The 23,498-nt window shown below is 73.9% G+C and carries 21 protein-coding genes; 11 read left to right on the top strand and 10 right to left on the bottom strand.

The features are described 5' to 3' along the window. Positions 1-40 precede the first annotated feature (40 nt). The 4 genes from IH00_RS0125095 to IH00_RS0125080 form a co-directional block, all read right to left on the bottom strand. Complete coding sequence (locus IH00_RS0125095; RefSeq protein WP_031077323.1) at positions 41-715, bottom strand: hypothetical protein; 675 nt, start codon at positions 713-715, stop codon at positions 41-43. Continuing rightward, on the bottom strand, positions 703-1,260 hold the full coding sequence (locus tag IH00_RS0125090; protein ID WP_031077322.1) for a SigE family RNA polymerase sigma factor: 558 nt from the start codon (positions 1,258-1,260) through the stop codon (positions 703-705). The genes IH00_RS0125095 and IH00_RS0125090 overlap by 13 nt, the downstream gene beginning before the upstream one ends. 234 nt (positions 1,261-1,494) lie before the next feature. Continuing rightward, entirely contained in the window at positions 1,495-2,463 is a 969-nt protein-coding gene (locus IH00_RS0125085; protein WP_031077320.1) for an HhH-GPD family protein, read from the bottom strand. Between the two features lie 25 nt (positions 2,464-2,488). Beyond that, positions 2,489-3,163 (bottom strand): phosphatase PAP2 family protein, encoded by a 675-nt coding sequence (locus IH00_RS0125080; RefSeq protein WP_052411621.1) that lies wholly within the window; start codon positions 3,161-3,163, stop codon positions 2,489-2,491. 136 nt (positions 3,164-3,299) lie between these two features. On the opposite strand from IH00_RS0125080, the gene IH00_RS0125075 reads away from it, so the two are divergent. After that, the gene (locus IH00_RS0125075) at positions 3,300-4,139 is read left to right on the top strand and encodes a hypothetical protein (protein ID WP_039947405.1); all 840 of its coding nucleotides are present in this window, start codon (positions 3,300-3,302) and stop codon (positions 4,137-4,139) included. A gap of 98 nt (positions 4,140-4,237) precedes the next feature. On the opposite strand, the gene disA is transcribed toward IH00_RS0125075, so the two are convergent. Both disA and radA read right to left on the bottom strand, forming a co-directional pair. Beyond that, positions 4,238-5,362 (bottom strand): DNA integrity scanning diadenylate cyclase DisA, encoded by a 1,125-nt coding sequence (disA, locus tag IH00_RS0125070; protein ID WP_031077317.1) that lies wholly within the window; start codon positions 5,360-5,362, stop codon positions 4,238-4,240. A 127-nt stretch (positions 5,363-5,489) separates the two neighbouring features. Beyond that, on the bottom strand, positions 5,490-6,959 hold the full coding sequence (gene radA, locus IH00_RS0125065) for a DNA repair protein RadA (RefSeq protein ID WP_031077316.1): 1,470 nt from the start codon (positions 6,957-6,959) through the stop codon (positions 5,490-5,492). Between the two features lie 165 nt (positions 6,960-7,124). On the opposite strand from radA, the gene IH00_RS0125060 reads away from it, so the two are divergent. Beyond that, positions 7,125-8,855 carry a BACON domain-containing protein gene (locus IH00_RS0125060; protein ID WP_078887943.1) on the top strand — a complete coding sequence of 577 codons (1,731 nt, stop codon included), beginning with the start codon at positions 7,125-7,127 and terminating at the stop codon, positions 8,853-8,855. A 471-nt stretch (positions 8,856-9,326) separates the two neighbouring features. Here the strand turns inward: IH00_RS0125060 and IH00_RS0125055 are convergent, their stop codons facing one another. Beyond that, the gene (locus IH00_RS0125055) at positions 9,327-10,181 is read right to left on the bottom strand and encodes a DUF3109 family protein (RefSeq protein ID WP_031077313.1); all 855 of its coding nucleotides are present in this window, start codon (positions 10,179-10,181) and stop codon (positions 9,327-9,329) included. Between the two features lie 38 nt (positions 10,182-10,219). Between IH00_RS0125055 and IH00_RS0125050 the strand changes: the two genes are divergently transcribed. The 4 genes from IH00_RS0125050 to ilvD all read left to right on the top strand — a co-directional run bounded on the left by IH00_RS0125050 (position 10,220) and on the right by ilvD (position 14,643). Continuing rightward, on the top strand, positions 10,220-11,152 hold the full coding sequence (locus tag IH00_RS0125050; protein ID WP_031077312.1) for a Ppx/GppA family phosphatase: 933 nt from the start codon (positions 10,220-10,222) through the stop codon (positions 11,150-11,152). 23 nt (positions 11,153-11,175) lie between these two features. Next, a complete protein-coding gene (locus IH00_RS0125045) occupies positions 11,176-11,994 on the top strand; it encodes a sugar phosphate isomerase/epimerase family protein (RefSeq protein WP_031077310.1) in 819 nt (272 codons plus the stop codon). Positions 11,995-12,001: 7 nt separating this feature from the next. After that, a complete protein-coding gene (locus IH00_RS0125040) occupies positions 12,002-12,610 on the top strand; it encodes a TetR/AcrR family transcriptional regulator (protein WP_031077309.1) in 609 nt (202 codons plus the stop codon). Between the two features lie 179 nt (positions 12,611-12,789). Beyond that, entirely contained in the window at positions 12,790-14,643 is a 1,854-nt protein-coding gene (gene ilvD / locus IH00_RS0125035) for a dihydroxy-acid dehydratase (RefSeq protein ID WP_031077307.1), read from the top strand. Between the two features lie 151 nt (positions 14,644-14,794). On the opposite strand, the gene IH00_RS0125030 is transcribed toward ilvD, so the two are convergent. Further along, complete coding sequence (locus IH00_RS0125030; RefSeq protein WP_031077305.1) at positions 14,795-17,071, bottom strand: protein kinase domain-containing protein; 2,277 nt, start codon at positions 17,069-17,071, stop codon at positions 14,795-14,797. A 257-nt stretch (positions 17,072-17,328) separates the two neighbouring features. Between IH00_RS0125030 and IH00_RS0125025 the strand changes: the two genes are divergently transcribed. The 4 genes from IH00_RS0125025 (at position 17,329) to IH00_RS0125010 (ending at position 19,831) form a co-directional block, all read left to right on the top strand. Next, a complete protein-coding gene (locus IH00_RS0125025; protein WP_031077303.1) occupies positions 17,329-17,670 on the top strand; it encodes an SH3 domain-containing protein in 342 nt (113 codons plus the stop codon). A 34-nt stretch (positions 17,671-17,704) separates the two neighbouring features. Continuing rightward, positions 17,705-18,208, top strand: coding sequence for a hypothetical protein (locus IH00_RS0125020; protein WP_107064513.1), 504 nt, complete (start codon positions 17,705-17,707; stop codon positions 18,206-18,208). Positions 18,209-18,302: 94 nt separating this feature from the next. After that, positions 18,303-19,097: an ABC transporter ATP-binding protein gene (locus tag IH00_RS0125015; protein WP_031077301.1), complete on the top strand. Its 795-nt coding sequence runs from the start codon at positions 18,303-18,305 to the stop codon at positions 19,095-19,097. Further along, positions 19,094-19,831 (top strand): ABC transporter permease, encoded by a 738-nt coding sequence (locus IH00_RS0125010; RefSeq protein ID WP_031077300.1) that lies wholly within the window; start codon positions 19,094-19,096, stop codon positions 19,829-19,831. The genes IH00_RS0125015 and IH00_RS0125010 overlap by 4 nt, the downstream gene beginning before the upstream one ends. A 201-nt stretch (positions 19,832-20,032) precedes the next feature. On the opposite strand, the gene IH00_RS42890 is transcribed toward IH00_RS0125010, so the two are convergent. Next, positions 20,033-20,599: a L,D-transpeptidase family protein gene (locus IH00_RS42890; RefSeq protein WP_031077298.1), complete on the bottom strand. Its 567-nt coding sequence runs from the start codon at positions 20,597-20,599 to the stop codon at positions 20,033-20,035. A gap of 265 nt (positions 20,600-20,864) precedes the next feature. Between IH00_RS42890 and proC the strand changes: the two genes are divergently transcribed. Continuing rightward, positions 20,865-21,674: a pyrroline-5-carboxylate reductase gene (gene proC, locus IH00_RS0125000; protein ID WP_031077296.1), complete on the top strand. Its 810-nt coding sequence runs from the start codon at positions 20,865-20,867 to the stop codon at positions 21,672-21,674. 344 nt (positions 21,675-22,018) lie between these two features. On the opposite strand, the gene trpS is transcribed toward proC, so the two are convergent. Beyond that, complete coding sequence (gene trpS / locus IH00_RS0124995; RefSeq protein ID WP_031077294.1) at positions 22,019-23,017, bottom strand: tryptophan--tRNA ligase; 999 nt, start codon at positions 23,015-23,017, stop codon at positions 22,019-22,021. Positions 23,018-23,498 lie beyond the last annotated feature (481 nt).

The raw sequence follows: 23,498 nt of genomic DNA, 5'->3' as shown, positions 1-23,498 counted from the left end.
CGCGCTCTCTCAGTCCTCGGTTGTCGTGTTCCGTCGTGCGTCAGTTCTCGGGGGGCGAGGTCGGCGCGGAGCCGTCGATGCCGCCGTCGCCGATCGCCTTGCTGTAGTCGTTGTGCACCCGGTCGTGCTCGCTGAACCTGTTCCCCACCCAGCGGTACGTGATGACGTCCTCGCCGGACGGGTACGCCACCGGGTCGCCCTCGTCGTACACCTGCTTGGTCAGGACGAGGTCGCCGCGGTCGATCGTGGAGTACACGGCGGGCTCCTCCAGCGCGAACACATTCTCGTACTTCGTGTCCGTCACGCGGTACACGTAGGTCCCCACGCCCACGGCGTCCTCGCACGTCATCACGTTGACGACGACGTCGGGCCGGTCGCCGCCGGTCAGGTTCCCGTACGACGTGTCCACCGGGTACGCGTCCGCCACGCACGGCTTGAGGTCGTCCTTGACGCGGTCGCTGACCTCGGGGTCGCTCTTGATCAGCTGGACCGGGTCGACCTTCTTGAGGGCCGACGAGCCGGCGGGCGGCGTCGGGGCGGTCGTCGACGTCGCCTGGTCGGTGCGGGCTGCACCCTCGTCCCGCATGCCCGTGCCGCCGGTGGAGCAAGCGGCCGTGAACAGGCCGAAGGCGGCGAGCACACCCATCGCCGCGGTGCTCGCCGCCCCCAACCTGCCGGTGGTGCCGTCGTCGTCTCTGGCGCTCAGGCCGCGCACCGCTCCCGCCCCCGCTCGTCACTGCGTTCCGTACGCTCCAGGGCGCGGGCGTCGATGTCCCGGCTCTCCAGCTCCTGGCGGAGCCGGGCGAGCGCCCGGTGAAGCGTGCTCTTCACGGTACCGGTCGACATGCCGAGCGCGGCGGCGGTCTCCTCGGTGCTCATCTGCTCCCAGTGGCGCAGCACGACCACGCTGCGCTGCTTGGGCGCCAGCACCTTGAGCACGTCCATCAGAAGGGCCCGGTCGGCGTGCTGCTCGGTGGCGTCGTCGACGGACGCGTCCGGCAGCTGCTCGGTGGGCACCTCCTCCAGCTTGCGGGCGCGCCACCACTCGGTCCGCGTGTTGATCATGACGCGGCGCAGGTACGCGTCGGCGAGGGCCTTGTCGGCTATGCCGTCCCAGCGGCCGTAGGTGCGCGCCAGCGCCGTCTGGAGCAGGTCCTGGGCGTCGACCGGATCCGGGACGAGACGCCGGGCGCTGCGCAGCAGTGCGTCCTGCCGCGTGCGTACGTATTCCTCGAATCCGAGCACCTCGCCGTGCGACATCCCGAACCGCCTCCATCCCCGTGACAAGCCCCGCTGTGGTCTACGCCAGGAGACGCTACGGAGCGGTTGTCACGGGGTTGTCCGAGGAAGCCGTCGGCGGACGCACGGCTGTCCATCGGTTGTGTAACAGCGGAGGTGTAACAGTCGCCGATCCGGGGAAAAGGGCGCCGCGCGGCCGGAGTTCCCACCGCTCTCCCGGCCGTCCGGGGTCCCGGACCCGGGCCGGGCGCCCGGTCAGACCGCCGGGGTGGCCGGGCCCGCCGGCAGCCGGTAGCGGCCGTCCTCCAGCGGCTCCACCAGGCCGTCAGCGACCAGGCCGTCCAGCGCCCGGGCCCGCTGCACCGGTTCGTCCCAGACGGCGTCCAGCGCCGCCTGCCCCACCGGCGCCACCGCCTCGCGCAGGACGGCGAGGAGTTTGCCGCGCACCTGGCGGTCGGTCCCCGCGTACGTCTGGCCGCGCCGCGCCGGGCCGTCGTGCGCGGGCTTGCCCGCCAGCCGCCAGGCGCACTGCCCGGCGATCGGACACCGCACGCAGGCCTCGTTCTTCGCGGTGCACACCAGCGCGCCGAGCTCCATGGAGGCCGCCGCCCAGCGGGCCGCGGTCGTCTCGTCCTCGGGCAGCAGCGCGCGGGCGAGCCTGCGCTCGGCGGCGGTCGTGGCGTTCGGCGGGTACTGCACGCCCGTGACGGACCGGGCGAGGACCCGGCGCACATTGGTGTCGAGCACCGCGTGGCGCTGCCCGTACGCGAACGACGCCACCGCCGCGGCCGTGTACTCGCCGATCCCCGGCAGGGCGAGCAACTGCGCGTGTTCGGTCGGTACGTCACCGCCGTGCCGCTCCGTTATCGCCACGGCCGCGCCGTGCAGCCGCAGGGCACGGCGCGGGTAGCCGAGGCGGCCCCAGGCGCGGACCGCCTCGCCGGGCGCCTCGGCGGCCAGGTCGGCGGGGCGGGGCCAGCGGGCCAGCCACTGCTCGTACACCGGGAGGACCCGGCTGACCGGCGTCTGCTGGAGCATGAACTCGCTGACCATCACCCCCCAGGCGCCCGCTTCGGGGCGGCGCCAGGGGAGGTCGCGGGCGTGCTGGTCGAACCAGGCGATGACGGGCGCGTGCAGGCGGACGGCGGAGTCGGCGGCCGGGCCGGCGGCCTCACCGGCGGCTGCGGTGGCGGTGGACTCGGTGCGTGAGGGGGTCGCAGTCATGGCACCCCCGATCCTGGCACGTTCCTCAGCCGCGACGGTGCATCGGCTCCCGGCGCCGCTGCGCCTGCCGCGGGACGCGGTGACCGGTTGCGGGCTCCACGACCGCCGGCCCGCGCCCGGCGAGCCAGATCGCGGCACCGGACCGGCTCGTGCGCATCGTGTCGACCAGCGCCGCGGTCGGCCGGGTCAGCAGCCGCACGAAGAGGACCGCCGCCAGGGCGCCGAGCACCAGGCCGGCCGCCACGTCGTGCGGGTAGTGCACGCCGACGAAGACCCGCGAGAACGCCATGAGCAGCGCCATGGGCACGGTGAGCCAGGCGATCCGGCGCCAGGCGAGGGCGAGCGCCACGGCGGCCGCGCCCGCGATGGCGGAGTGGTTGCTCGGGAAGGACCAGTCGCCGTAGGGCGGGCACTCCACCAGCGACGCGGCGGCACCGGCGACCGCGCGGCACGGCCGCTCCTCGTCGATCACCGACTTCAGCAACTCGCTGACGACGTAGCCGAAAGCGGTGCCGAGCGGGGCGAGGACGGCGAGCGCCATGGCCCGGCCGGCGTCCGGGCGGGCCCGCCACCAGCCGACGAGGAACAGCACGCCGAAGAGCAGCAGCCCGGCCTCCGTCCACAGTTCGGCGAGGAGGTGCACCCAGCCGGGCGTGCCGTGGGCGAAGTCGGTGATGTCGAGGTAGAGGTCCTGGCTCATGGTTACGGACGGTACCTGGCGCCGGGACCGGCCCCTGCGCCGCCATCGGCCGCCAGGAATGTGATCATCGGCAAAACTTGGTGCGCGGGCGGCGGGTGGGGCGGGAGTTGGCGCCGATCTCTCGTACAGTTTGGGCGTGGGATCTCTGCGCAATCCGGTCGGGCCGCTTCCCTCCTCCATCTACTGGCGACGGAGGGCAGTCGCGGCGAGCCTGGTCGCGCTGCTCGTGCTGCTGGTCGTATGGGTCGTCAGTTCCGGCGGCGGCGGGAACGGGGGCGGCGGAGGCGACGGCGCCAACGGGGCCTCGCCCGTGCCGTCCATCACGCCGGGGCCTTCCCAGCCGGGGCCGGCGATCAGCAATCAGCCCGGCGGGCGCGACGAGTCGGACGGCACCGGTGCCACCGGCGGCGCCGACGGCGGCGGCTCGGGCACGGGTGCGGACGACGGCAAGAACGGTGACACCTCGTCAGACGGCGGTACGGGGACGGGGGTGGGCGCGGTCGCGGGGACCGGCGACGGCTCCGCTTCCGGCTCCGGCAGCTCCGCCGCCCACCGCGTTCCGGCGGACTCGCCGCTGCCGAATTGCACCCCCGGCACCCTGCGGGTGACCCTGCGCAGCACGAAGGTGGCGTACGAGCCGGGCGAGAAGCCGCGGTTCGAGCTGGTCGCCCGCAACACCTCGGGCACGACCTGCAAGACGGACCTCGGGCCCCGCACGGCGGTCCTGACGATCAAGAACAGCGACGCCGACCAGGTGTGGTCCTCGAAGGACTGCCCGCGCGTCGCCGGTCCGCTGATGCTGCGCATCCCGGCGGGCGGCACCGTCACCCACACCGTCGAGTGGGACCGCCGCCGCAGCGCGCCGCAGTGCGCGACCCCGTCCGCGGCGCCCGCCGCGCCCGGCACCTACCTGCTGGAGATCGCGGTCCCGGGCCTGAAGGTCCTGCCCGCCTCGTTCACGCTCGCCAAGGACTGAGCCCGCCGCCGGACCCGGGTCCGGCGGCGGCGTGACGTGTTCGCGGGGCGCGGCGCCCGGCGGGCGCGGGCCCGCGGATGCCGCGGGCGCTGTCGGTGTCAGACGTAGCGTTCGAGGATCGAGGACTCGGCGAGGCGCGAGAGGCCCTCGCGCACGCTGCGGGCGCGGGCCTCGCCGACGCCGTCGACGGTCTGGAGGTCGTCCACGCTCGCCGCGAGCAGCTTCTGCAGTCCGCCGAAGTGTTCCACGAGCCGCTCGATGATCGCGCCGGGCAGCCGCGGCACCTTGGCCAGCAGCCGGTAGCCGCGCGGCGATACCGCCGAGTCGAGCGCTTCCGGCGATCCGGTGTAGCCCAGCGCGCGGGCCACGATCGGCAGCTCCAGCAGTTCGGCGTGGCTGAGCGCGTCGAGCTCGGTCAGCGCCTCGGCGACCGTACGGGACCGCTTGGCCGTCGGCTCCGGCACGTAGTCACGGACCACCAGCTCCCGCTCCGGCTCGACGCCCGCGATCAGCTCGTCGAGCTGGAGCGCGAGCAGCCGGCCGTCGGTGCCCAGCTCCACGACGTACTCGGCGATCTCGGTGGCGATCCGGCGCACCATCTCCAGGCGCTGCGCGACGGCGGTGACGTCCCGGACGGTCACCAGATCCTCGATCTCCAGCGCGGAGAGCGTGCCGGCGACCTCGTCGAGGCGGAGCTTGTACCGCTCCAGGGTCGCGAGGGCCTGGTTGGCGCGCGACAGGATCGCGGCCGACTCCTCCAGGACGCGGCGCTCGCCGTCGACGTACAGCGCGATCAGCCGCATCGACTGCGAGACGGAGACGACCGGGAAGCCGCACTGCTTGGACACCCGGTCCGCGGTGCGGTGGCGGGTGCCGGTCTCCTCCGTGGGGATGGACGCGTCCGGGACGAGCTGGACGCCGGCCCGCAGGATCTTGGTGATGTCCTTGTCGATGATCAGTGCCCCGTCGAGCTTGCACAGCTCGCGCAGCCGGGTCGCGGTGAACTCCACGTCCAGCACGAAGCCGCCGGTGCACATCGATTCGACCGTTTTGTCCATGCCGAGGACGATCAGGCCACCGGTGTTGCCGCGGAGGATGCGCTCCAGGCCGTCCCGCAGCGAGGTGCCGGGGGCGACGGCGCTGAGCGAGGCGCGCATGAGCGCCTCGTTGCCGGAGCCCGCGCCGGACTTTCCGGGAGCTGCTGCCCCGTCCTTGGCTGCCACTGCACTCCTCCGGCTCGTACGGATGGGCGAGACCAGGGCAAAGTCTAGCGACCCCGCCCACCGGCGGTCCCCGCAGCGGCCTGACGGCCCCCGGGCCCCCGCCCCGCGGGGCCGGCGGCCCGGGGCGTCATCCCAGCGGAACGCCCTCCGGAGCCGGCCCCGCCGCCCGGCCCGCCGCCCGCCCCCTGCCCGGCTCGGCGGCCCCGTCGGCCGCGGCCGCGCGGCGCCGCGTACGCGGCAGGACCCGCAGGGCGTCGCCCATGTCGGCGACCTCCGTCACCTTCATGCCGGGGGGCACCTTGCCCGGGTCGCCCGGGACCAGCGCGTGGGTGAAGCCCAGGCGGTGCGCCTCGGCCAGGCGCCGCTGGACGCCGGTCACGCGGCGGACCTCTCCCGCGAGGCCCACCTCGCCGATCGCCACGAGGTTCTTCGGCAGCGGGGTGTCGCTCGCGGCGGACGCGAGGGCGAGGGCGATCGCCAGGTCGGCGGCCGGCTCGGAGAGCTTCACGCCGCCGACCGTCGCCGAATAGATGTCGCGCTTGCCCAAGGCGCTGATGCGCCCGCGCTGCTCCAGGACCGCGAGCATCATCGACACCCGCGAGGTCTCCAGGCCCGAGGTGGTGCGCCGGGGCGAGGGGATCTGCGAGTCGACCGTGAGCGCCTGCACCTCCGCGACCAGCGGGCGGCGGCCCTCCAGCGTGACCGTCAGGCACGTACCGGGAACCGGCGCGTCCCGGCGGGTGAGGAACAGCCCGGACGGGTCGGCGAGGCCGATGATGCCCTCGTCGTGCAGTTCGAAGCAGCCGACCTCGTCGGTCGCGCCGTACCGGTTCTTGACGCCCCGCACCAGGCGCAGCCGCGCGTGCCGGTCGCCCTCGAAGTGCAGCACCACGTCCACCAGGTGCTCCAGCAGCCGGGGGCCGGCGATGGCGCCGTCCTTGGTGACGTGACCGACGAGCAGCGTGGACATGCCGCGCTCCTTGGACGCCCGGATCAGCGCGCCCGCCACCTCGCGCACCTGCGCCATGCCGCCCGGCGCCCCGTCGATCTCCGGGGACGCCACCGTCTGGACGGAGTCCAGCACCAGCAGCGACGGCTTGACCGCGTCCAGGTGCCCGAGGACCGCGGACAGGTCCGTCTCGGCCGCCAGGTAGAGGTGGTCGTTGATCGCGTGGATCCGGTCCGCCCGCAGCCGGACCTGGCTCGCCGACTCCTCACCCGTCACGTACAGCGTGCGGTGCTCGTCGCTCGCGGCCTTCGCCGCGACGTCCAGCAGGAGGGTCGACTTGCCCACGCCCGGCTCGCCGGCCAGCAGCACCACCGCGCCCGGCACCAGCCCGCCGCCCAGCACCCGGTCCAGCTCGTCGACGCCCGTCGACCTGGCCGTCGCCTGCCGCCCGTCGACCTGGCCGATCGGCAGGGCGGCGGTGGAGACGCGCCCCGCGGCGGTCGTCCGGACCGCGGGCGCGCCGTACTCCTCGACCGTCCCCCAGGCCTGGCACTCGGGACAGCGGCCGAGCCATTTGGCGGTCGTCCACCCGCACTCCGTGCAGCGGTAGGAGGGCCTGTCCTTGGCGGATTTCGTACGGGCAGCCATGCGCAAACCGTAGCGGCAGCCACTGACAATGCCGCGCTCCTATAGCGGGCCGCGCCAGACGGAAGCAAAACCTCGTGTCCTCTTTCGAGGGATACGTTCACCCGTAAGGGTTAAAAGAGCGGAAGCGGTACGAAGAGTGTGCCTTCGCCCGCCTACGGTCGCCGGGTGACGAGCAGCAGGCTGGAGCCCCCCACGTACACCACCGGCGCACACCGGGCGCAACGCGGTGCGCCCCGCAGCGGCTCCCGGGCCGCGGGCAGGAGCACGGCCGGCACTCTCGCCCAGTGCCCGCCCCCGCGGTACGAGCCGTACCTGGACGGGTTGTTCACGTACTGCCTGTCCGTGCTGTGCGACCACGACGCGGCGACCGCCGTGCTCGGTGACGTCCTCGCCGTCGCCGAGCGGCAGTCCGGGCGATGTCCCACCGGTGAGCCGGAGCGCAGGGCATGGCTGTACGCCCTCGCCCGCTGGGGGTGTCTGCGCGAGCTCGGCGAGCAGCGCGAACGCCGCCGCCGGCAGGGCGCGCAGACGGGCCGCCCGGCCGCCCGCCCTCCCGCCGCCCGGCAGGGAGCGCGGCCCGCCCGGGAGGAGACCCCGCACGTCGGCGAGGAGACGGCCGAGCTCCGGCGCCGCGAACTGGCCCGGCTCGCCTGGCCCGAGGCCGCCGGCACGACCCCCCAGCAGCGCGAGGCCCTGGAACTGGCCGTACGGCACGAGCTCGGCCACCGCGAGGTGGCCGCGGTGCTCGGACTGGAGCCCGTCGCCGCGCGGGAACTGCTGTCCGCGGCGGCGTGCGAGGTGGAGCGCACCCGCGCGGCCCTCGCCGTCGTCGAGACCGGCGGCTGCCCGGCCGTCGCCCGGCTCACCGGCGACCACCAGGTGATGCTGTCCGCGGCGCTGCGGCGTGAGCTCGTCCGGCACGTCGACGACTGCCCGCGCTGCCGCCGCGCCGCCGAGCGCGTCGGGGCCGGCGGCCCGTGGCCCGGCGCCTCGGTCACCCCGGCCCGGCTCCCCCTGGTCGAGGCGCCGCGCGCCGCGGTGTACGCGGCGATGACGCACGTGCCGCGCGCACGGGCGGCCGGGCCGCGGTTCGGCCGGGACGGCTTCCCGCTGGACCCCAAGGACCACGCGGCGCGGCGCGACCGGCTGCGGGCGCGGGCCGTGACGACCACCGTCGTCGCCACCGTCGTCGCGGCGCCGGTGCTGGCGCTGTGGGCGGCGTACCGCGGCGCGCCCCTGACCGGCGAGACGCGCGACGTGTCGACCATCAGCGCGAGCGAGATGGACGAGCGGAGCGGCGACGGCGCGTTCGCGGCCGGCCCGCACGACCGGTACGCCAACGCGGGCAACGCGCGCAGCGAGCCCGGCGGCCGCAGTGCCGTGTCCGTCGAGGTGATCAGCACCGGCGCGCCCGTGCCGCCGTCGCGCCCGGGCCGGCCGGGCCCCGGCCGCATCACCGTCGCGGCGCAGCCCGCAGGCGCCGGTACGACGATGCTCACGCTGACGGCGTCCGGGGGCACCCCGGTGGCGTGGTCCCTGTGGACCGATGCTCCCTGGCTCCACGCGAGCCGTTCCTCCGGCACGCTCGCCCCGGGCGGGTCGGTCACGGTGTACGTCTCCGTCGACCGCGCCCGCGAACCGTCCGGACCGTGGAGCGCGCGCGTGGGGGTGGACCCGGCGGGCGCGGTCATCGAGCTCGACGGCGAGGGCGCGCCGCGGCCCCCGGCGGACGACCCGACCCCGCCGCCCACCCCGCCGCCCGCCTCGACGCCGCCGCCGTCACCGGACCCCACGCCGTCGGCACCCTCGACCCCGCCCCCGGGCCCCTCCACGGACCCGGCCCCGACGGACCCCCCGCCGTCGACGACGTCCCCCTCGGAGCCGGCACCGAACTGAGGGACGGCAGACCGACGGCCGCGCCGCTCCACGGTTACTGCGGGGACTCCTGGGTGCGGCTCACACGGGTGGTCGCCCGTATCCGCGGCGCCGCTCCACGGTTACGGCGGCGGTCCACCGATGCCGCGGCGCTCCACGGACGCTGCGGCGCTCCACGGTTACGGGGGCGGCGCTCCACGACTACTGCGGGGCTCCCGCGCGCGGGACCGCTCGCCCGGTGGCTGCCGCCGTGGTCCGGTGCGAGTGCGGCCTCCGGTGGGGGGCGGCCGTATCCGCGGCGCCGGCCCTGGTGGGCCCGGGTGTGTTGTCCCGGGACGCTGGTGACACGCGTGCTCGCCGCGTCGTCGCCGGTCGCCGCCGGCTCCCGTTGCCCTCCGGGCACGGGAGGTGCCCCCAGCGCGGCGGCTCCCTCCTCCGCCGTGCGATCGCACGCACCGGACGCCGCCCGTCGCGCCCCGCGGGCGGACGACGCTACTTCTCGGACACCCCATGGCGGTCCGCCGGGGCCGGCGGGTCGACCGGGTCCGCCGGGTGAGGAGCCACCAGGGGCAGCTGCGCCGACAGGCGCGCCTCGCAGAGCTCGACCAGCACGTCGTACGCCGCCTTGCCCATCAGCTCCGTCAGCTCCGGCCGGTACGACACGTACACGGGCTCCCCGGCGCCGTGCGCCGACGTCGCCGAGGTGCACCACCAGTGCAGGTCATGGCCGCCCGGGCCCCACCCGCGGCGGTCGTACTCGCCGATCGAGATCTGCAGCACGCGTGTGTCGTCGGGGCGGTCGATCCAGTCGTACGTACGGCGGACCGGCAGCTGCCAGCAGACGTCCGGCTTGGTCTCCAGCGGCTCGCGTCCCTCCCGCAGCGCCAGGATGTGCAGCGCGCAGCCCGCGCCGCCCGCGAAACCCGGACGGTTCTGGAAGATGCAGGAGCCCTCCCAGCGCCGCGTCTGGCGCTCGCCGTCCTCGTCGAGCTGCACCCAGCCCGAGTCCGTACCGACGCCGTGGAACTGCCACAGCTCCGGTGTGAGACGGGCCACATGCCCGGCGACGCGCTGCTCGTCGTCCTCGTCCGAGAAGTGCGCGCCCAGCGTGCAGCAGCCGTCGTCCGCGCGCCCCGCCTGAATGCCCCGGCAGCCGCTGCCGAAGACGCAGGTCCAGCGAGACGTCAGCCAGGTCAGGTCGCATCGGAAGACCTGCTCGTCGTCGGCGGGGTCGGGGAACTCCACCCAGGCACGCGGGAAGTCCAGTCCCTTTTCATCCGGTACGACCGCTACGGCCGGCCCGGCGGGCGTGGGCTTCGCCTTTTTCGCCTTCTTCGTCTTTGGCACACACCAAGCGTATGCGCCGCGCGCAGTAGCGTTCAGGCATGAGACTCGGAGTCCTCGACGTCGGTTCGAACACGGTGCACCTGCTGGTCATGGACGCGCACCCCGGCGCCCGCCCCCGCCCCGCCCACTCCCACAAGGCGGAGCTGCGCCTGGCCGAACTGCTCGACGCCGACGGCGCCATCGGCGCCCGGGGCGTCCGGCGCCTGGTCACCATCACGGCCGACGCCCTGCGCACCGCCGAGGACAAGGGCTGCGAAGAGGTCCTCCCCTTCGCCACCTCCGCCATCCGCGACGCGGCCAACGCCGACCAGGTGCTGTGCCGCGTCAAGGACGAGACGGGCGTCGACCTGCAGGTCCTCAGCGGCGAGGAGGAGGCCCGCCTGACCTTCCTCGCCGCCCGCCGCTGGTACGGCTGGTCCGCGGGGAAACTGCTCGTCCTCGACATCGGCGGCGGCTCGCTGGAGATCGCGTACGGCATGGACGAGGAACCCGACGCGGCCGTGTCCCTCCCGCTGGGCGCCGGGCGGCTGACGGCCGGCTGGCTGCCCGGCGACCCGCCGGACCCGGACGACGTGAAGGCGCTGCGCCGCCACGTGCGCGCCGAGATCGCCCGTACCGTCGGTGAGATCGCCCGCTTCGGGCCGCCGGACCACGTCGTGGCGACGTCCAAGACGTTCAAGCAGCTCGCCCGGATAGCCGGCGCGCCCGGCTCGGGCGAGGGACCGTACGCGCAACGGGGACTGAGTCGTACGTCACTGGAGGAGTGGGTCCCCAAGCTCGCCGCCATGACCGCCGAGCAGCGCTGCTCCCTCCCCGGCGTGTCCGAGGGGCGCGCGCCGCAACTCCTGGCGGGAGCGCTGGTCGCGGAGGGCGCGATGGACCTGTTCGGCGTCGAGGATCTGGAGATCTGCCCGTGGGCGCTGCGCGAAGGGGTCATCCTGCGTCGCCTGGACCATCTCCCGGCCTCCTAGCCGCGGCCCGTACTCTGTCCTTCGTGGCGAAACCAGTGGTGCGCATCCCGGATGCGAAGGTCGCGCTGTCCACCGCATCGGTCTATCCGGAGTCGACGGCGACGGCCTTCGAGATCGCTGCACGCCTCGGCTACGACGGTGTCGAGGTCATGGTGTGGACCGATCCCGTCAGCCAGGACATCGAGGCGCTGCGGCGGCTCTCCGACTACCACCAGGTGCCGATCCTCGCGGTCCACGCGCCGTGCCTGCTGATCACCCAGCGGGTCTGGTCGACCGACCCGTGGGTGAAGCTCAAGCGTGCGCAGGCGGCGGCCGAGAAGCTCGGCGCGTCGACGGTCGTCGTCCACCCGCCCTTCCGCTGGCAGCGCCAGTACGCCCGCGACTTCGTCAGCGGCATCTGGCGGATGGCGGACGAGACGGACGTGCGCTTCGCCGTCGAGAACATGTACCCCTGGCGCTACCGGGACCGCGAGATGCTCGCGTACGCCCCCGAGTGGGACGTCACCAAGGACGACTACCGCCACTACACCGTGGACCTGTCGCACACCGCCACCGCGCGCGTGGAGGCGATGGACATGGTCGGGCGCATGGGGGACCGGCTCGGGCACGTGCACCTGGCCGACGGCCGGGGTTCCGCGAAGGACGAGCACCTGGTGCCGGGGCGCGGCACCCAGCCCTGCGCGGAACTGCTGGAGTACCTCGCCCGGTCCGGCTTCGACGGGCACGTCGTCATCGAGGTCAACACGCGGCGCGCCATGTCCGCCGCCGAACGGGAGGCCGACCTGGCGGAGGCGCTCGCCTTCACCCGGCTGCACCTGGCCTCGTCCGCCCGAACCTCATGAGGGCACGGTGACGCAGCCGCGCCGGGGGCGCGGGCGGCCGCCGCGGGACGCCGCCGCGGAGGGGCCCGGCGCCCGTGAACGGATCCTCGAAGCCGCGCGGGCCGAGTTCGCCGAGCGGGGGTACGACAAGACCTCGGTGCGCGGCATCGCCAGGGCGGCGGGCGTGGACGCCGCGCTGGTCCACCACTACTTCGGGACGAAGGACGAGGTCTTCGCCGCCGCCATCGAGATGTCCTTCGAACCCGCCCTGGTCGTCCCGGCCGTGCTGGGGGCGGGTACGGAAGGGATCGGGGAGCGGCTGGCCCGCTACTTCATCGGCGTCTGGGAGAACCCGGCGACCCGCGCCCCCCTGCTGGCGATCATCCGCTCGGCGCTGACGCACGAGGCGGCCGCCGCGGTCCTGCGCGGCTTCGTGCTGCGGCGGCTCCTGGAGCGGATCGCCGGCGAGCTGCACGTACCGGATCCGACGTTCCGGGCGGAGCTGGCCGCGTCGCACATGATCGGTATCGCCATCCTGCGGTACGTCGTCCGGGTGGAGCCGCTGGCGACGGCCGACCCGGAGGACATCATCGGGATGGTCGCGCCGACGCTGCAGCGGTACCTGACGGAGGCGTGAGGGCCTGGGCGCGAGGTCCGGGGCGTGAGGGCCGCCGGGGCCTGGGGTACGGGGCCGGCGCGCGGCGACCGAGGCGTGAGCCGGCCGTCCCGGTATCCGGACGCCTTGTCCAGATCTTGGAGCCGCGGCGTACGCTCGAAGAAGACACTTACCTGTCCTCCCCAAGGAGCTGAGCGACGATGCCCGAGCTGAGGTCCCGCACCGTCACCCACGGCCGCAACATGGCGGGCGCCCGCGCCCTTATGCGCGCCTCCGGTGTACCGGGCGCGGACATCGGCCGCAAGCCGATCATCGCGGTCGCCAACTCCTTCACCGAGTTCGTGCCCGGCCACACCCACCTCCAGCCGGTCGGCCGGATCGTCAGCGAGGCGATCAAGGAAGCGGGCGCCATCCCGCGCGAGTTCAACACGATCGCCGTCGACGACGGCATCGCCATGGGCCACGGCGGCATGCTGTACTCGCTGCCCTCCCGCGACCTCATCGCCGACAGCGTGGAGTACATGGTCGAGGCGCACTGCGCCGACGCCCTGATCTGCATCTCCAACTGCGACAAGATCACTCCGGGCATGCTGATGGCCGCCCTGCGCCTCAACATCCCCACGGTCTTCGTCTCCGGCGGCCCCATGGAGGCCGGCAAGGCCACGCTCGTCGACGGCACGGTCCGCACGCTCGACCTGGTCGACGCCATGTCGGACGCCGTCAACGACAAGATCTCCGACGCGGACATGCTCCGTATCGAGGAGAACGCCTGTCCGACCTGTGGGTCCTGTTCCGGCATGTTCACCGCCAACTCGATGAACTGCCTGACCGAGGCCATCGGCCTCTCCCTGCCGGGCAACGGCTCCACCCTGGCCACCCACACCGCCCGCCGCGCCCTGTACGAGAACGCCGCGCGCTGTGTCGTCGAGCTGACCGACCGCTACTACGCCCAGGGCGACGAGTCGGTCCTGCCGCGCAACATCGCCACCACGGCCGCCTTCGAGAACGCCATGGCCCTCGACATCGCCATGGGCGGCTCGACCAACACGATCCTGCACCTGCTGGCCGCCGCCCAGGAGGCGGACGTCCCCTTCGGGCTGGAGGAGATCGACGCCGTCTCGCGCCGCGTCCCCTGCCTGGCCAAGGTCGCGCCGAACGTCGCCAAGAACCGCACGTACTACATGGAGGACGTGCACCGCGCCGGCGGCATCCCCGCCCTGCTCGGCGAGCTGCACCGTGCCGGCCTGCTGAACGAGGACGTGCACAGCGTCCACAGCCCGTCCCTCTCCGACTGGCTCAAGACGTGGGACGTCCGGGGCGGGTCGCCGTCCGCGGAGGCCGTCGAGCTGTGGCACGCGGCCCCGGGCTGCGTCCGCTCCGCCGAGGCGTTCTCGCAGTCGGAGCGCTGGGAGTCGCTGGACACGGACGCCGTCGAGGGCTGCATCCGCTCCGCCGAGCACGCCTACTCCAAGGACGGCGGCCTCGCCGTGCTGAAGGGCAACCTGGCGGTCGACGGCTGCGTCGTGAAGACGGCCGGTGTCGACGAGTCGATCTGGACGTTCGAGGGCCCGGCGGTCGTCTGCGAGTCGCAGGAGGAGGCCGTCGAGAAGATCCTGATGAAGGAGATCAAGGAGGGCGACGTCGTCGTCATCCGCTATGAGGGCCCCAAGGGCGGCCCCGGCATGCAGGAGATGCTCTACCCGACCTCCTATCTGAAGGGCCGGGGCCTGGGCAAGGCCTGCGCGCTGATCACCGACGGCCGGTTCTCCGGCGGTACGTCGGGCCTGTCGATCGGCCACGCCTCGCCGGAGGCGGCCAGCGGCGGCACCATCGCCCTGGTCGAGGACGGCGACCGGATCCGCATCGACATTCCGGCCCGTTCCATCGAGCTGCTGGTCCCCGAGGAGGAACTGGCCGCCCGGCGCGAGGCCCTCGGCGGCGTGTACGCGCCGAAGCAGCGGGAGCGCAAGGTCTCCGCGGCGCTGCGGGCGTACGCGGCGATGGCGACCAGCGCCGACAAGGGCGCGGTGCGGGACGTCACGAAGCTCGGCTGATCCGCCGGCAGGGGGCCACCGGCCCGGCGGGGTGTCCGGCCGGGCGGGTGTCCCTGCTGGGCCGGTGTCCGGCTGGGCGGTTCACCCGTCGGGCCGTTCACGCCGGGGCCTGTCGGCAGGCCGCCGGGGTCGCCGAGCGGCAGGTCACGTCTCACCAGCCGGCCGGGTCCTTCGCCGGAACGGCGAAGACCGACCCGTCGGGCGCGGTCGCGACGACCGCGCCCTCCTCGGTGACGAGCGGCGCGGGCAGCGCGGCGGCATAGCCCAGCTTCCCGCCGCGCAGCCGCGGCGGCGTCTGGCCCAGCAGGGCTCCGCGCGCGGTGTCGACCGCGAGCAGCCGCCCGTCGGCGGCCGAGAAGTACAGCCGGTCGCCGTCCGCGGCCACGGGCCGGGACACCCGACCGGCGGCCGTCTCCAGCCGCCACAGCTCCCGTGCGCCGTGCGTGTCGACGGCGACGAGCGTGCCGTTGCGCGCCAACAGGTACGCCACGTCCTCCCGCAGCGCGACCTGCGGTTCCGCCATCGGGAACGGCAGCGGTACGCGGCGGACCTCGCGCTCGCCCGGCTCGTAGCGCACCAGCGCGTCCGTCTGCGAATCGCGGTCCCGTGACGTCAGCTGCAGCGCGTCACCGGACGTCCCCACGGGCGTCAGGTCACCCGCCAGCCGCCGCTGCCAGACCACGGCCCCGTCCCCGGGCCGTACGGCGCTGACCAGCGTGGTCGCACCCGACCCCGCGACTTCGAAGACGTACACGAGACCGGTGCTCGGGCTGTACGGGCCGAAGCGTGGTTGGCCGTGGCCGCGCAGCGCGTGATGCCAGCGCGTGCGGCCGGTCGTACCGTCGACGCCCTTCACCGTGCCGGACGGAGCGGCGAGCAGCACCGTCGCCCCGGCGTGGTGCACCTCGCCCCGGTACGCGGAGACGTCGGCGCTCCACGCGGGCCCGCCGTCGGCCGCCTCGTACGTGCCGAGGGTGGTACGGGCGGAGGCGTCCTGACCGGTGGGCTTCTTCCGCCGGGTCGTGTCCCGGGCGACGGTGTGCACGAGCCCACCGGAGACGACCGGCGCCGTCGGCTCCCCGGCCACACCGGTCGTCCGCGACCACAGGACCCGGCCGTCGCGCGGATCGAGCCGCGCCAGTCCGGCGCCGGGGGCCGCGCAGTACAGCTCGCCCCGCGTGTACGCGCACAGGGGCGCCGCATCCTGGGCGGCCGAGCCCAGCTCCGTCCGCCAGGGCGTGGCGGCGACCGTCGCGGCGGCCTCGCGAGCCGGGGCCTCCTCCGCTCCGCCGAGGCTCCACGTCGTCACCCCGCCGCTCACGACGAGCGCGACCGCGGCCGCGCCCACCAGGGGCCATCGGACGCGGTGCCGACGGCGGCCCGCACCGGCTGCCGCATCCGATCCCGCGGGCAGGGAAGCGGGCAGGGAAGTGGACGGGGACCCCGACGGCGACGGCGACGGGGGTGCGGGAGTCGCGCGGGAAGCGGGGAGGGACCGAGCCGACGCCCCCGGCTCGGCCTTGCCCACGGCCTTGGCATTCGGCGTGAAGGCGGGTGTCGGCTCCTGTGCCGGCGGGTGCGCCGGCGGGCCGGCCTCGCGGCGCCGCTGGGCAGGTATGAAGGCGGTCGCCTCGTACGACGGCGGACCCAGCTCCGCCATGATCTCGTCCGGCGTCGGGCGCCCGGCCGGATCCTTGGCCAGGCAGCGGCGGACCAGCGGTGCGAGCGCGGCCGGCACGCCGCTCAGGTCCGGCTCGTCGTGCACCACCTGGTACGCCACGATGTACGGGCTTCCGTCGTCGAAGGGGCCCTGCCCGGTCGACGCGTGCACCAGTACCGAGCCGAGCGCGAACACGTCCGCCGCCGGACCGACCTGCCGGGGCCGCTGGAACTGCTCGGGTGCCATGTACGGCGGCGAGCCGATGAGCTTGCCCGTCTCCGTGCGCAGGTCGCTGTCGACGGGGCGGGAGATGCCGAAGTCGATGACGCGCGGTCCGGTGTCCGTGAGGAGGACGTTGCCGGGCTTGAGGTCCCGGTGCACGACCCCGGCGCGGTGGATGTCGCGCAGCGCCTCCGCGAGTCCCGCCGTGAGCCGGCGCAGCTCGGCGGGGGCCATCGGGCCGTTCCTCTTCACCTGGTCGGCCAGCGTGGGGCCCGGCACGTACAGGGTGGCCATCCACGGGCGCTCGGCATCCGGGTCGGCGTCCACGACCGGGGCGGTGAACGCACCGCTCACCCTGCGGGCGGCGGCCACCTCCTGGCGGAAGCGGGCACGGAACTCCGGGTCGGCCGCGTACTGTTCGTGCACCACCTTCACGGCGAGGCGCAGTCCCGAGGCGGAGGTGGCGAGGTGCACGACACCCATCCCGCCCGAACCGAGGCGCGCCTCGAGGCGGTAGTGGCCGGCGTATCCCGGCAACGGCGGCATCGCCCCACCCCCGTGGTCCGCGTCGATTTTCGGCCGCGCACATGCGACGCACGGAGCCTAGTCGATGGTGCGGCCGATGTCGGTGGGGCTTGCTAGCCTGCGCGTCGCGCCCGGCGGCCGAAGCCCGGCGCACCGCAGGACCGCACGACCGCGCACCGTACGACTGCACACCGCACGACCGTACGGCTGCGCGCCGCACACCGCACAGCGCGACGAAGGTCGTCGCCACCACGCAACGCAACGGGGGAGACCGATCCATGGAAGCCACCACAGGCACCGCACCAGCCACGGAAACGACCGCAGGCACCGAGGTCACGGGACAGCCGACCGCGACGGCGTTCGCCGCCGACGTCGTGCGCTACCCCGTCGCCCCGGGCTACCGGGTCAACGTCCGCTCCGGCCCGGGGACCCAGTACCGCATCGTCCGGACCCTCGCCTACGACGTGAAGGTCCCCGTCTACTGCCAGAAGCCCGGTGAGCGCATCACCGGCCCGTACGGCACGACGGCCCTGTGGGACAACATCGCGGACGGGGAGTTCGTCTCCGACGCGTACGTGAACACCGGCAGCGACGGGTACGTCGCACCGCGCTGCTCCTGACCGCCGCCGCGCCGCTCCGGCGATAATCGAGCCCGTGAGCGACGAGCAGACGGACAAGACCACCCCCGGGCCGCAGCCCGAGCCCCTTCGTTTCTTCGGTACGACCTGGGTCGGCCACGACGGCGGATACGGGCTGCGGCGCGCCGGCGTCGCCATCGGCTCGCTCGTGGCCGCCGTCGCCGGCGCCTTCGTGCTGCGCTTCGCGTACCAGGGCCTGGCCATCGCCGACGTCGGCGGTTTCGTCAACGCCCTCCTCGTCGTCATGTTCGCCGTCTGCACGGCCATCGCCTTCCGCAAGACGTGGGAGAGCTTCACCCGCCGTCCGGCCGACCCCTCCCGCGAGGACGCGCTGCGCGGCCTGAAGGCCATCGGCTTCCTCGGCTCCCTCCTCGCGTACTTCGTGCGCTCCCTCACCGAGGCGCCCGGCGAGAAGCTGGTGCGCGCCGAGTACGAGGCCGCCCGCGTCCAGTACGAGAAGCGCCGCGCCACCCGCACCGGCAACCCCGCCGCCCGCCGCCGGAAGCGCAAGCACGCCTGACGGCGCCGATCGCGGCGCTCACATCCACCGCCGATTCCGCTTCCGCGTGTCCCGATGGTTGACCCGGGGACCCGCGCGCGCAATTATTCATCACATGGTGAATAAAAATGGTGCCGCCGTCGAAGCCCGGAACCTCACCGTCGTACGAGGCACCCGCACCGTCCTGCGCGGCCTGGACTTCGCCGTCGCTCCCGGGCGGATCACCGGCCTGCTCGGCCCCTCCGGCTGCGGCAAGACCACCCTCATGCGCGCCGTCGTCGGCACCCAGGCCAAGGTCACCGGCACCCTGACCGTCCTCGGGCGCCCCGCGGGCGACGCCTCCCTGCGCGCCCGCATCGGCTACGTCACCCAGGCCCCCTCCGTCTACGACGACCTCACCGTCCGCCAGAACCTCGACTATTTCGCCGCCGTGCTCCAGCCCGGCCGCGCCCGCCACGACACCCGCACCGCATCCGTGGCCCGTGCCCTCGCCGACGTCGACCTCACCACCCACGCCGACTCCCTCGCCGGCGACCTCTCCGGCGGCCAGCGCAGCCGCGTCTCGCTCGCCGTGGCCCTGCTCGGCACGCCCGAGCTCCTGGTCCTCGACGAGCCGACCGTCGGACTCGACCCCGTCCTGCGCCGGGACCTGTGGGAGCTGTTCCACCACCTCGCCGCCGACCGGGGGGTCACGCTCCTGATCTCCTCCCACGTCATGGACGAGGCGGAACGCTGCCACCGCCTCCTCCTCATGCGCGACGGCGAGATCCTGGGCGGGGCCGCATCCCCCGACGGCTACGGGGGAGACACCCCCGAAGCCCTCCGCCGCCGCCACGACACCGCCACCGTCGAAGAGGCATTCCTGCGTCTCGTCGACGCGGCCGACGCCCGTCAGGAGAGCCGACGATGAACGCCGCCCGCACCCTCGCCACCGCCACCCGCGTCCTGCGCCAACTCCGTCACGACCCCCGCTCGATCGCCCTCATGCTGATCGTCCCGTGCGTGATGCTCCTCCTGCTCCGGTACGTCTTCGACGGCAGCCCCCGCACCTTCGACTCCATCGGTGCCTCGCTGCTGGGCATCTTCCCGCTGATCACCATGTTCCTGGTGACCTCGATCGCCACCCTGCGCGAACGCACCTCCGGAACCCTGGAACGCCTTCTCGCGATGCCGCTCGGCAAGGCCGACCTCATCGCCGGTTACGCGCTCGCCTTCGGACTCCTCGCGATCGTCCAGTCGGCCCTCGCGACCGGTCGCGCCCTGTGGTTCCTCGACCTCGACGTCCTCGGCTCGCCCTGGCTCCTGCTCCTGGTCGCGCTCCTCGACGCCCTTCTCGGCACCGCCCTGGGCCTGTTCGTGTCGGCCTTCGCCGCGTCCGAGTTCCAGGCCGTCCAGTTCATGCCGGCCGTGATCTTCCCCCAGCTCCTGCTGTGCGGACTCTTCGCCCCTCGCGACCGGATGCAGCCGGTCCTCGAAGGCATCTCGAACGTGCTGCCCATGTCGTACGCCGTCGACGGCATGGCGCAGGTGCTGCACCACACCGACATGACCGCCGACTTCCTCCGCGACGCCCTGATCGTCGCCGCGTTCGCCCTGCTCGTCCTCACCCTCGGCACCACCACCCTCCGCCGCCGCACCCCCTGACCCCCGAGCTTCCGCGGCCCGCCGGCTCCTGGGCGCCCGGCCCTTGGCTTCGCGCTGCGAACTCCTGCCCCCGGTTTCGGGCTCCCGGCCCTCGAGCCCCAGACCTCCAGCCTCCGCGTCCCCGTGCTCCCGGCACCCGGGCTCTCGCCTGCGCGCGACCGGGTTCCTGCCGCCGGGCTCCCGGCTCCTCGCCCCGCCCTGTCAGCCGCCGCCCCCCGACCCACCGCGCACCTCCACGACGTCGCCCACCTCCACCGCGCGGTACAGCCACTGCGCATCCGCCTCGCCCAGCTCCACCACCCCCTCAGCAGCCCCCGCGCCCACGCGTCCGACCGGCCCGTCCGGTCCGGCGAGGTCCACCACCCACCTCGCACCATCCCGCCGGGCACTCTTCGCCGTGACCCTCATCCGCCCGGCCGGCAGCACGCGCTCCACGCTTCCCGCCGACAACACCGTCAGTACGCGGACCTGCTCACCACCGCGCTCCACCGTCAGCCGCCTCGCCCCGACGCCCACCGTCACGGCAGCCCCCGGCCCCGTCCGTGCACCGGCCGCCGACGATCCCGTCCCGCCAGGCTGCGCCCCCACCACCACCGCACCGAGCACGGCCACCGTGACCAGACCGGCTCCGACCGCGCGCCTGTGCCGCGCGCGCACCTCGTCCGGGCGCCGTACCTCACCCCCCGTACGGCCCAGATCCCGCAGGACGAAGCCGAGTTCCCCCAGCTCCTCCTCATCGGACACGCCACCTGACAGGTCACCGGACATCGCTGCCCTCCTTCCCGCCCCACCGGCCGCCCGATAGGACCGCCACCGCGAGAATTCGGTTCCGGCTCCCCGGCGCTCCCGGCCCTCCCGCTCCTTGGCGCGCCACGGAGCCGCACCGGCGGGCACCGGCCGTACCAGCGCCACCAGCCGTACCGGCCGCACGCAGCCGCGCCCGGCCGTACCGCTCCGCGGACACCTCACCCGCCACACCGCCGCCAGTGCGAGGATGGCGGCACGTACTTCCCCCGGCGAGGTGAACAGAGCCATGACCCAGACAGTCGCAGTCCTCGGCACCGGCAAGATCGGCGAAGCCCTGCTCAGCGGCATGATCCGCGCCGGCTGGCCGACCGGCCACCTCCTCGTCACCGCCCGCCGCACCGAGCGCGCCGAGGAGCTCCGCACCCGCTACGGCGTCGAGCCCGTCAGCAACGCCGACGCCGCCAAGCGCGCCGACACCCTCATCCTCGCCGTCAAGCCGCAGGACATGGGCAAGCTCCTCGACGAACTCGCCCCCCACATCACCCCCGACCGCCTCGTCGTCAGCGCCGCCGCCGGCATCACCACCACGTTCATCGAGGAACGCCTCGCCGCCGGCACGCCCGTCGTCCGCGTCATGCCCAACACCCCTGTCCTCGTCGACGAGGGCATGTCCGTGATCTCGGCGGGCAGCCACGCCACCCACGAGCACCTGGCCCACGCCGAGGAGATCTTCGGCGGCGTCGGCAAGACCCTGCGCGTCCCCGAGTCCCAGCAGGACGCCGCCACCGCGCTCTCCGGCTCCGGCCCGGCGTACTTCTACTTCCTCGTCGAGGCGATGACCGACGCCGGCATCCTCCTGGGGCTGCCCCGCGCCCAGGCCCACGACCTGATCGTCCAGGCCGCCATCGGCGCCGCGGTGATGCTGCGCGACAGCGGCGAGCACCCGGTCAAGCTCCGCGAAGCGGTCACGTCCCCCGCCGGCACCACGATCAGCGCCATCCGCGAGCTGGAGAACCACGGTGTGCGTGCCGCCCTGATCGCCGCTCTCGAAGCCGCCCGCGACCGCAGCCGCGAACTCGCCTCCGGCAACGGCTGACCCCCGGCCCTTCCGGTCCCGGAACCGGAGGCGGCGGAAGCGTCACCGCCCCGCTGCCTCCAGCACCTCCTCCGTTCCGTCGTCACGACCTTCGCGAACGCGCCGCCCTCCAGCGACACGGCCGTCGCCCTCGACGACTCGTCGGCTGTGGCCGTCCAGCCGAAAGGGCCCACCAGACCGAACGTGTGCATCGCGTCGAGCACACCATTCAACGAGCGCCCGCCCCCCAGGCGGACCGCGACGCCGGCACCCTCGCCTCCGTGCGCGACCACGCCCTCGCCCACCTGGACGCACTTCTCCACCCACCTCGCCACGAGCCCACGCGACCACCGCGCGGCCTTCCGTCACCCCGCGGGCAGAAGCCCGATCGCCCGATAGGCCCGGTCCACCACCGGCCGGGCGATGCACCGGGCCCGCTCAGCCCCCTCCCTCAGTACCTTGTCCACCGCCCCCGGATCGGCCGCCAGCTCCGCATGCCGCTCCCGCAGCGGCCTCAGCAGCTCCACCACCGCGTCGGCCGCGTCCTTCTTGAGTGCGCCGTACGACTCGTACGCACCGGCCAGTGCCTCCGGGTCCCCACCCGTGGCGGCCGCCAGCACATCGAGCAGATTCGCCACGCCGGGCCGGGCCTCCCGGTCGTACACGACCTCCCGCCCGCTGTCGGTCACCGCCCGCATGACCTTGCGCCGCACCACGTCGGGCTCATCGAGGAGATAGACGATCCCCGCCCCGTTCGCGTGCGACTTCCCCATCTTCGCCGTCGGGTCCTGCAGGTCCATGACCCGCGCCGCCACCTGCGGGTGCGTCGCCTTCGGCACCGTGAAGGTGTGCCCGTACCGCTGGTTGAACCGCACCGCCAGATCCCGGGTCAGCTCGACGTGCTGCGTCTGGTCGTCCCCCACCGGCACCTCGTCGGTCTCGTACGCCAGGATGTCCGCCGCCATCAGCACCGGGTACGTCAGCAACGACACCCGCACGCTCTCCCCGGCCGCCCGCGCCGCCGCGCCCTTCTCCTTGTACTGGATCATGCGCCGCAGCTCCCCGTCCGAAGCCGTGCACTCCAGGAGGTAGGACAGCCGCGCGTGCTCGTCCACATGACTCTGTACGAAGAGGGTGCACCGCTGCGGATCCAGTCCCGCCGCCAGCAACAGGGTCGCCGCCTGCCGGCTCAGCCGCCGCACCCGCGCCGGATCGTGCTCCACGGTCAGCGCATGCAGGTCGACCACGCTGAACAGCGCGTCCGCCCGGTGCTGGTCCACCTCCACCCACCGCCGGACGGCTCCGAGGTAGTTGCCCAGCGTCAGGTGGCCCGTCGGCTTGATCCCACTGAAGATCCGCGTCATCGCGCTCTCGTCTCCCGTTCCACTGATCGAGGCCACCGCCACCCGCGGCCCGGCCTCCCGGAGGGAGAAACACGAACGGCCGCCGAGGCGGCGGCCGTTGCGTGCATGCGTGTCTGCCGGCCGCCGTCAGGCGGCCCACCACTGAAAGGTGCACACATGCGCTGTCATGCCCCCCAGGCTACGGGACCCGCACCGAGTTGACACGGGATTGCCTGCTCCGTAGTGTTCTCCGGGTTGTCCGACGTGAGCACCGACTCCGGTCGGCCCCGGACAGCCATTCCGCAAGAACCACTCAAGGCGATCGACGCCGTACCTGCGTCGTCGTTTCGCTTTTCGTGTGCTTTTGCGAAATGAGGAATCCGCGTTCGATCGAGCGCAGCCCGGATTAGCGTCCGGGCAAGGGATTCGCTAAAGTCTCACTCGTCGGAACGGCCCAACGGGTCGGGAGGACAAACCCGCTGACTGGGAATCAGGCCCGAAA

Source organism: Streptomyces sp. NRRL S-118 (assembly GCF_000716335.1).
Lineage (GTDB): Bacteria > Actinomycetota > Actinomycetes > Streptomycetales > Streptomycetaceae > Streptomyces.
The sequence above is the reverse complement of the archived record's forward strand: the minus strand, read 5'-3'. Positions and strand labels throughout refer to the sequence as shown.

Bases quoted from the DNA above. Each gene is read 5' to 3' on its own strand.
- IH00_RS0125090 (WP_031077322.1), bottom strand. From the start codon at position 1,260: ATGTCGCACGGCGAGGTGCTCGGATTCGAGGAATACGTACGCACGCGG.
- IH00_RS0125085 (WP_031077320.1), bottom strand. From the start codon at position 2,463: ATGACTGCGACCCCCTCACGCACCGAGTCCACCGCCACCGCAGCCGCC.
- IH00_RS0125080 (WP_052411621.1), bottom strand. From the start codon at position 3,163: ATGAGCCAGGACCTCTACCTCGACATCACCGACTTCGCCCACGGCACG.
- radA (WP_031077316.1), bottom strand. From the start codon at position 6,959: ATGGCTGCCCGTACGAAATCCGCCAAGGACAGGCCCTCCTACCGCTGC.
- IH00_RS0125050 (WP_031077312.1), top strand. From the start codon at position 10,220: ATGAGACTCGGAGTCCTCGACGTCGGTTCGAACACGGTGCACCTGCTG.
- ilvD (WP_031077307.1), top strand. From the start codon at position 12,790: ATGCCCGAGCTGAGGTCCCGCACCGTCACCCACGGCCGCAACATGGCG.
- IH00_RS0125030 (WP_031077305.1), bottom strand. From the start codon at position 17,071: ATGCCGCCGTTGCCGGGATACGCCGGCCACTACCGCCTCGAGGCGCGC.
- IH00_RS0125025 (WP_031077303.1), top strand. From the start codon at position 17,329: ATGGAAGCCACCACAGGCACCGCACCAGCCACGGAAACGACCGCAGGC.
- IH00_RS0125015 (WP_031077301.1), top strand. From the start codon at position 18,303: ATGGTGAATAAAAATGGTGCCGCCGTCGAAGCCCGGAACCTCACCGTC.
- IH00_RS0125010 (WP_031077300.1), top strand. From the start codon at position 19,094: ATGAACGCCGCCCGCACCCTCGCCACCGCCACCCGCGTCCTGCGCCAA.
- IH00_RS42890 (WP_031077298.1), bottom strand. From the start codon at position 20,599: ATGTCCGGTGACCTGTCAGGTGGCGTGTCCGATGAGGAGGAGCTGGGG.
- proC (WP_031077296.1), top strand. From the start codon at position 20,865: ATGACCCAGACAGTCGCAGTCCTCGGCACCGGCAAGATCGGCGAAGCC.
- trpS (WP_031077294.1), bottom strand. From the start codon at position 23,017: ATGACGCGGATCTTCAGTGGGATCAAGCCGACGGGCCACCTGACGCTG.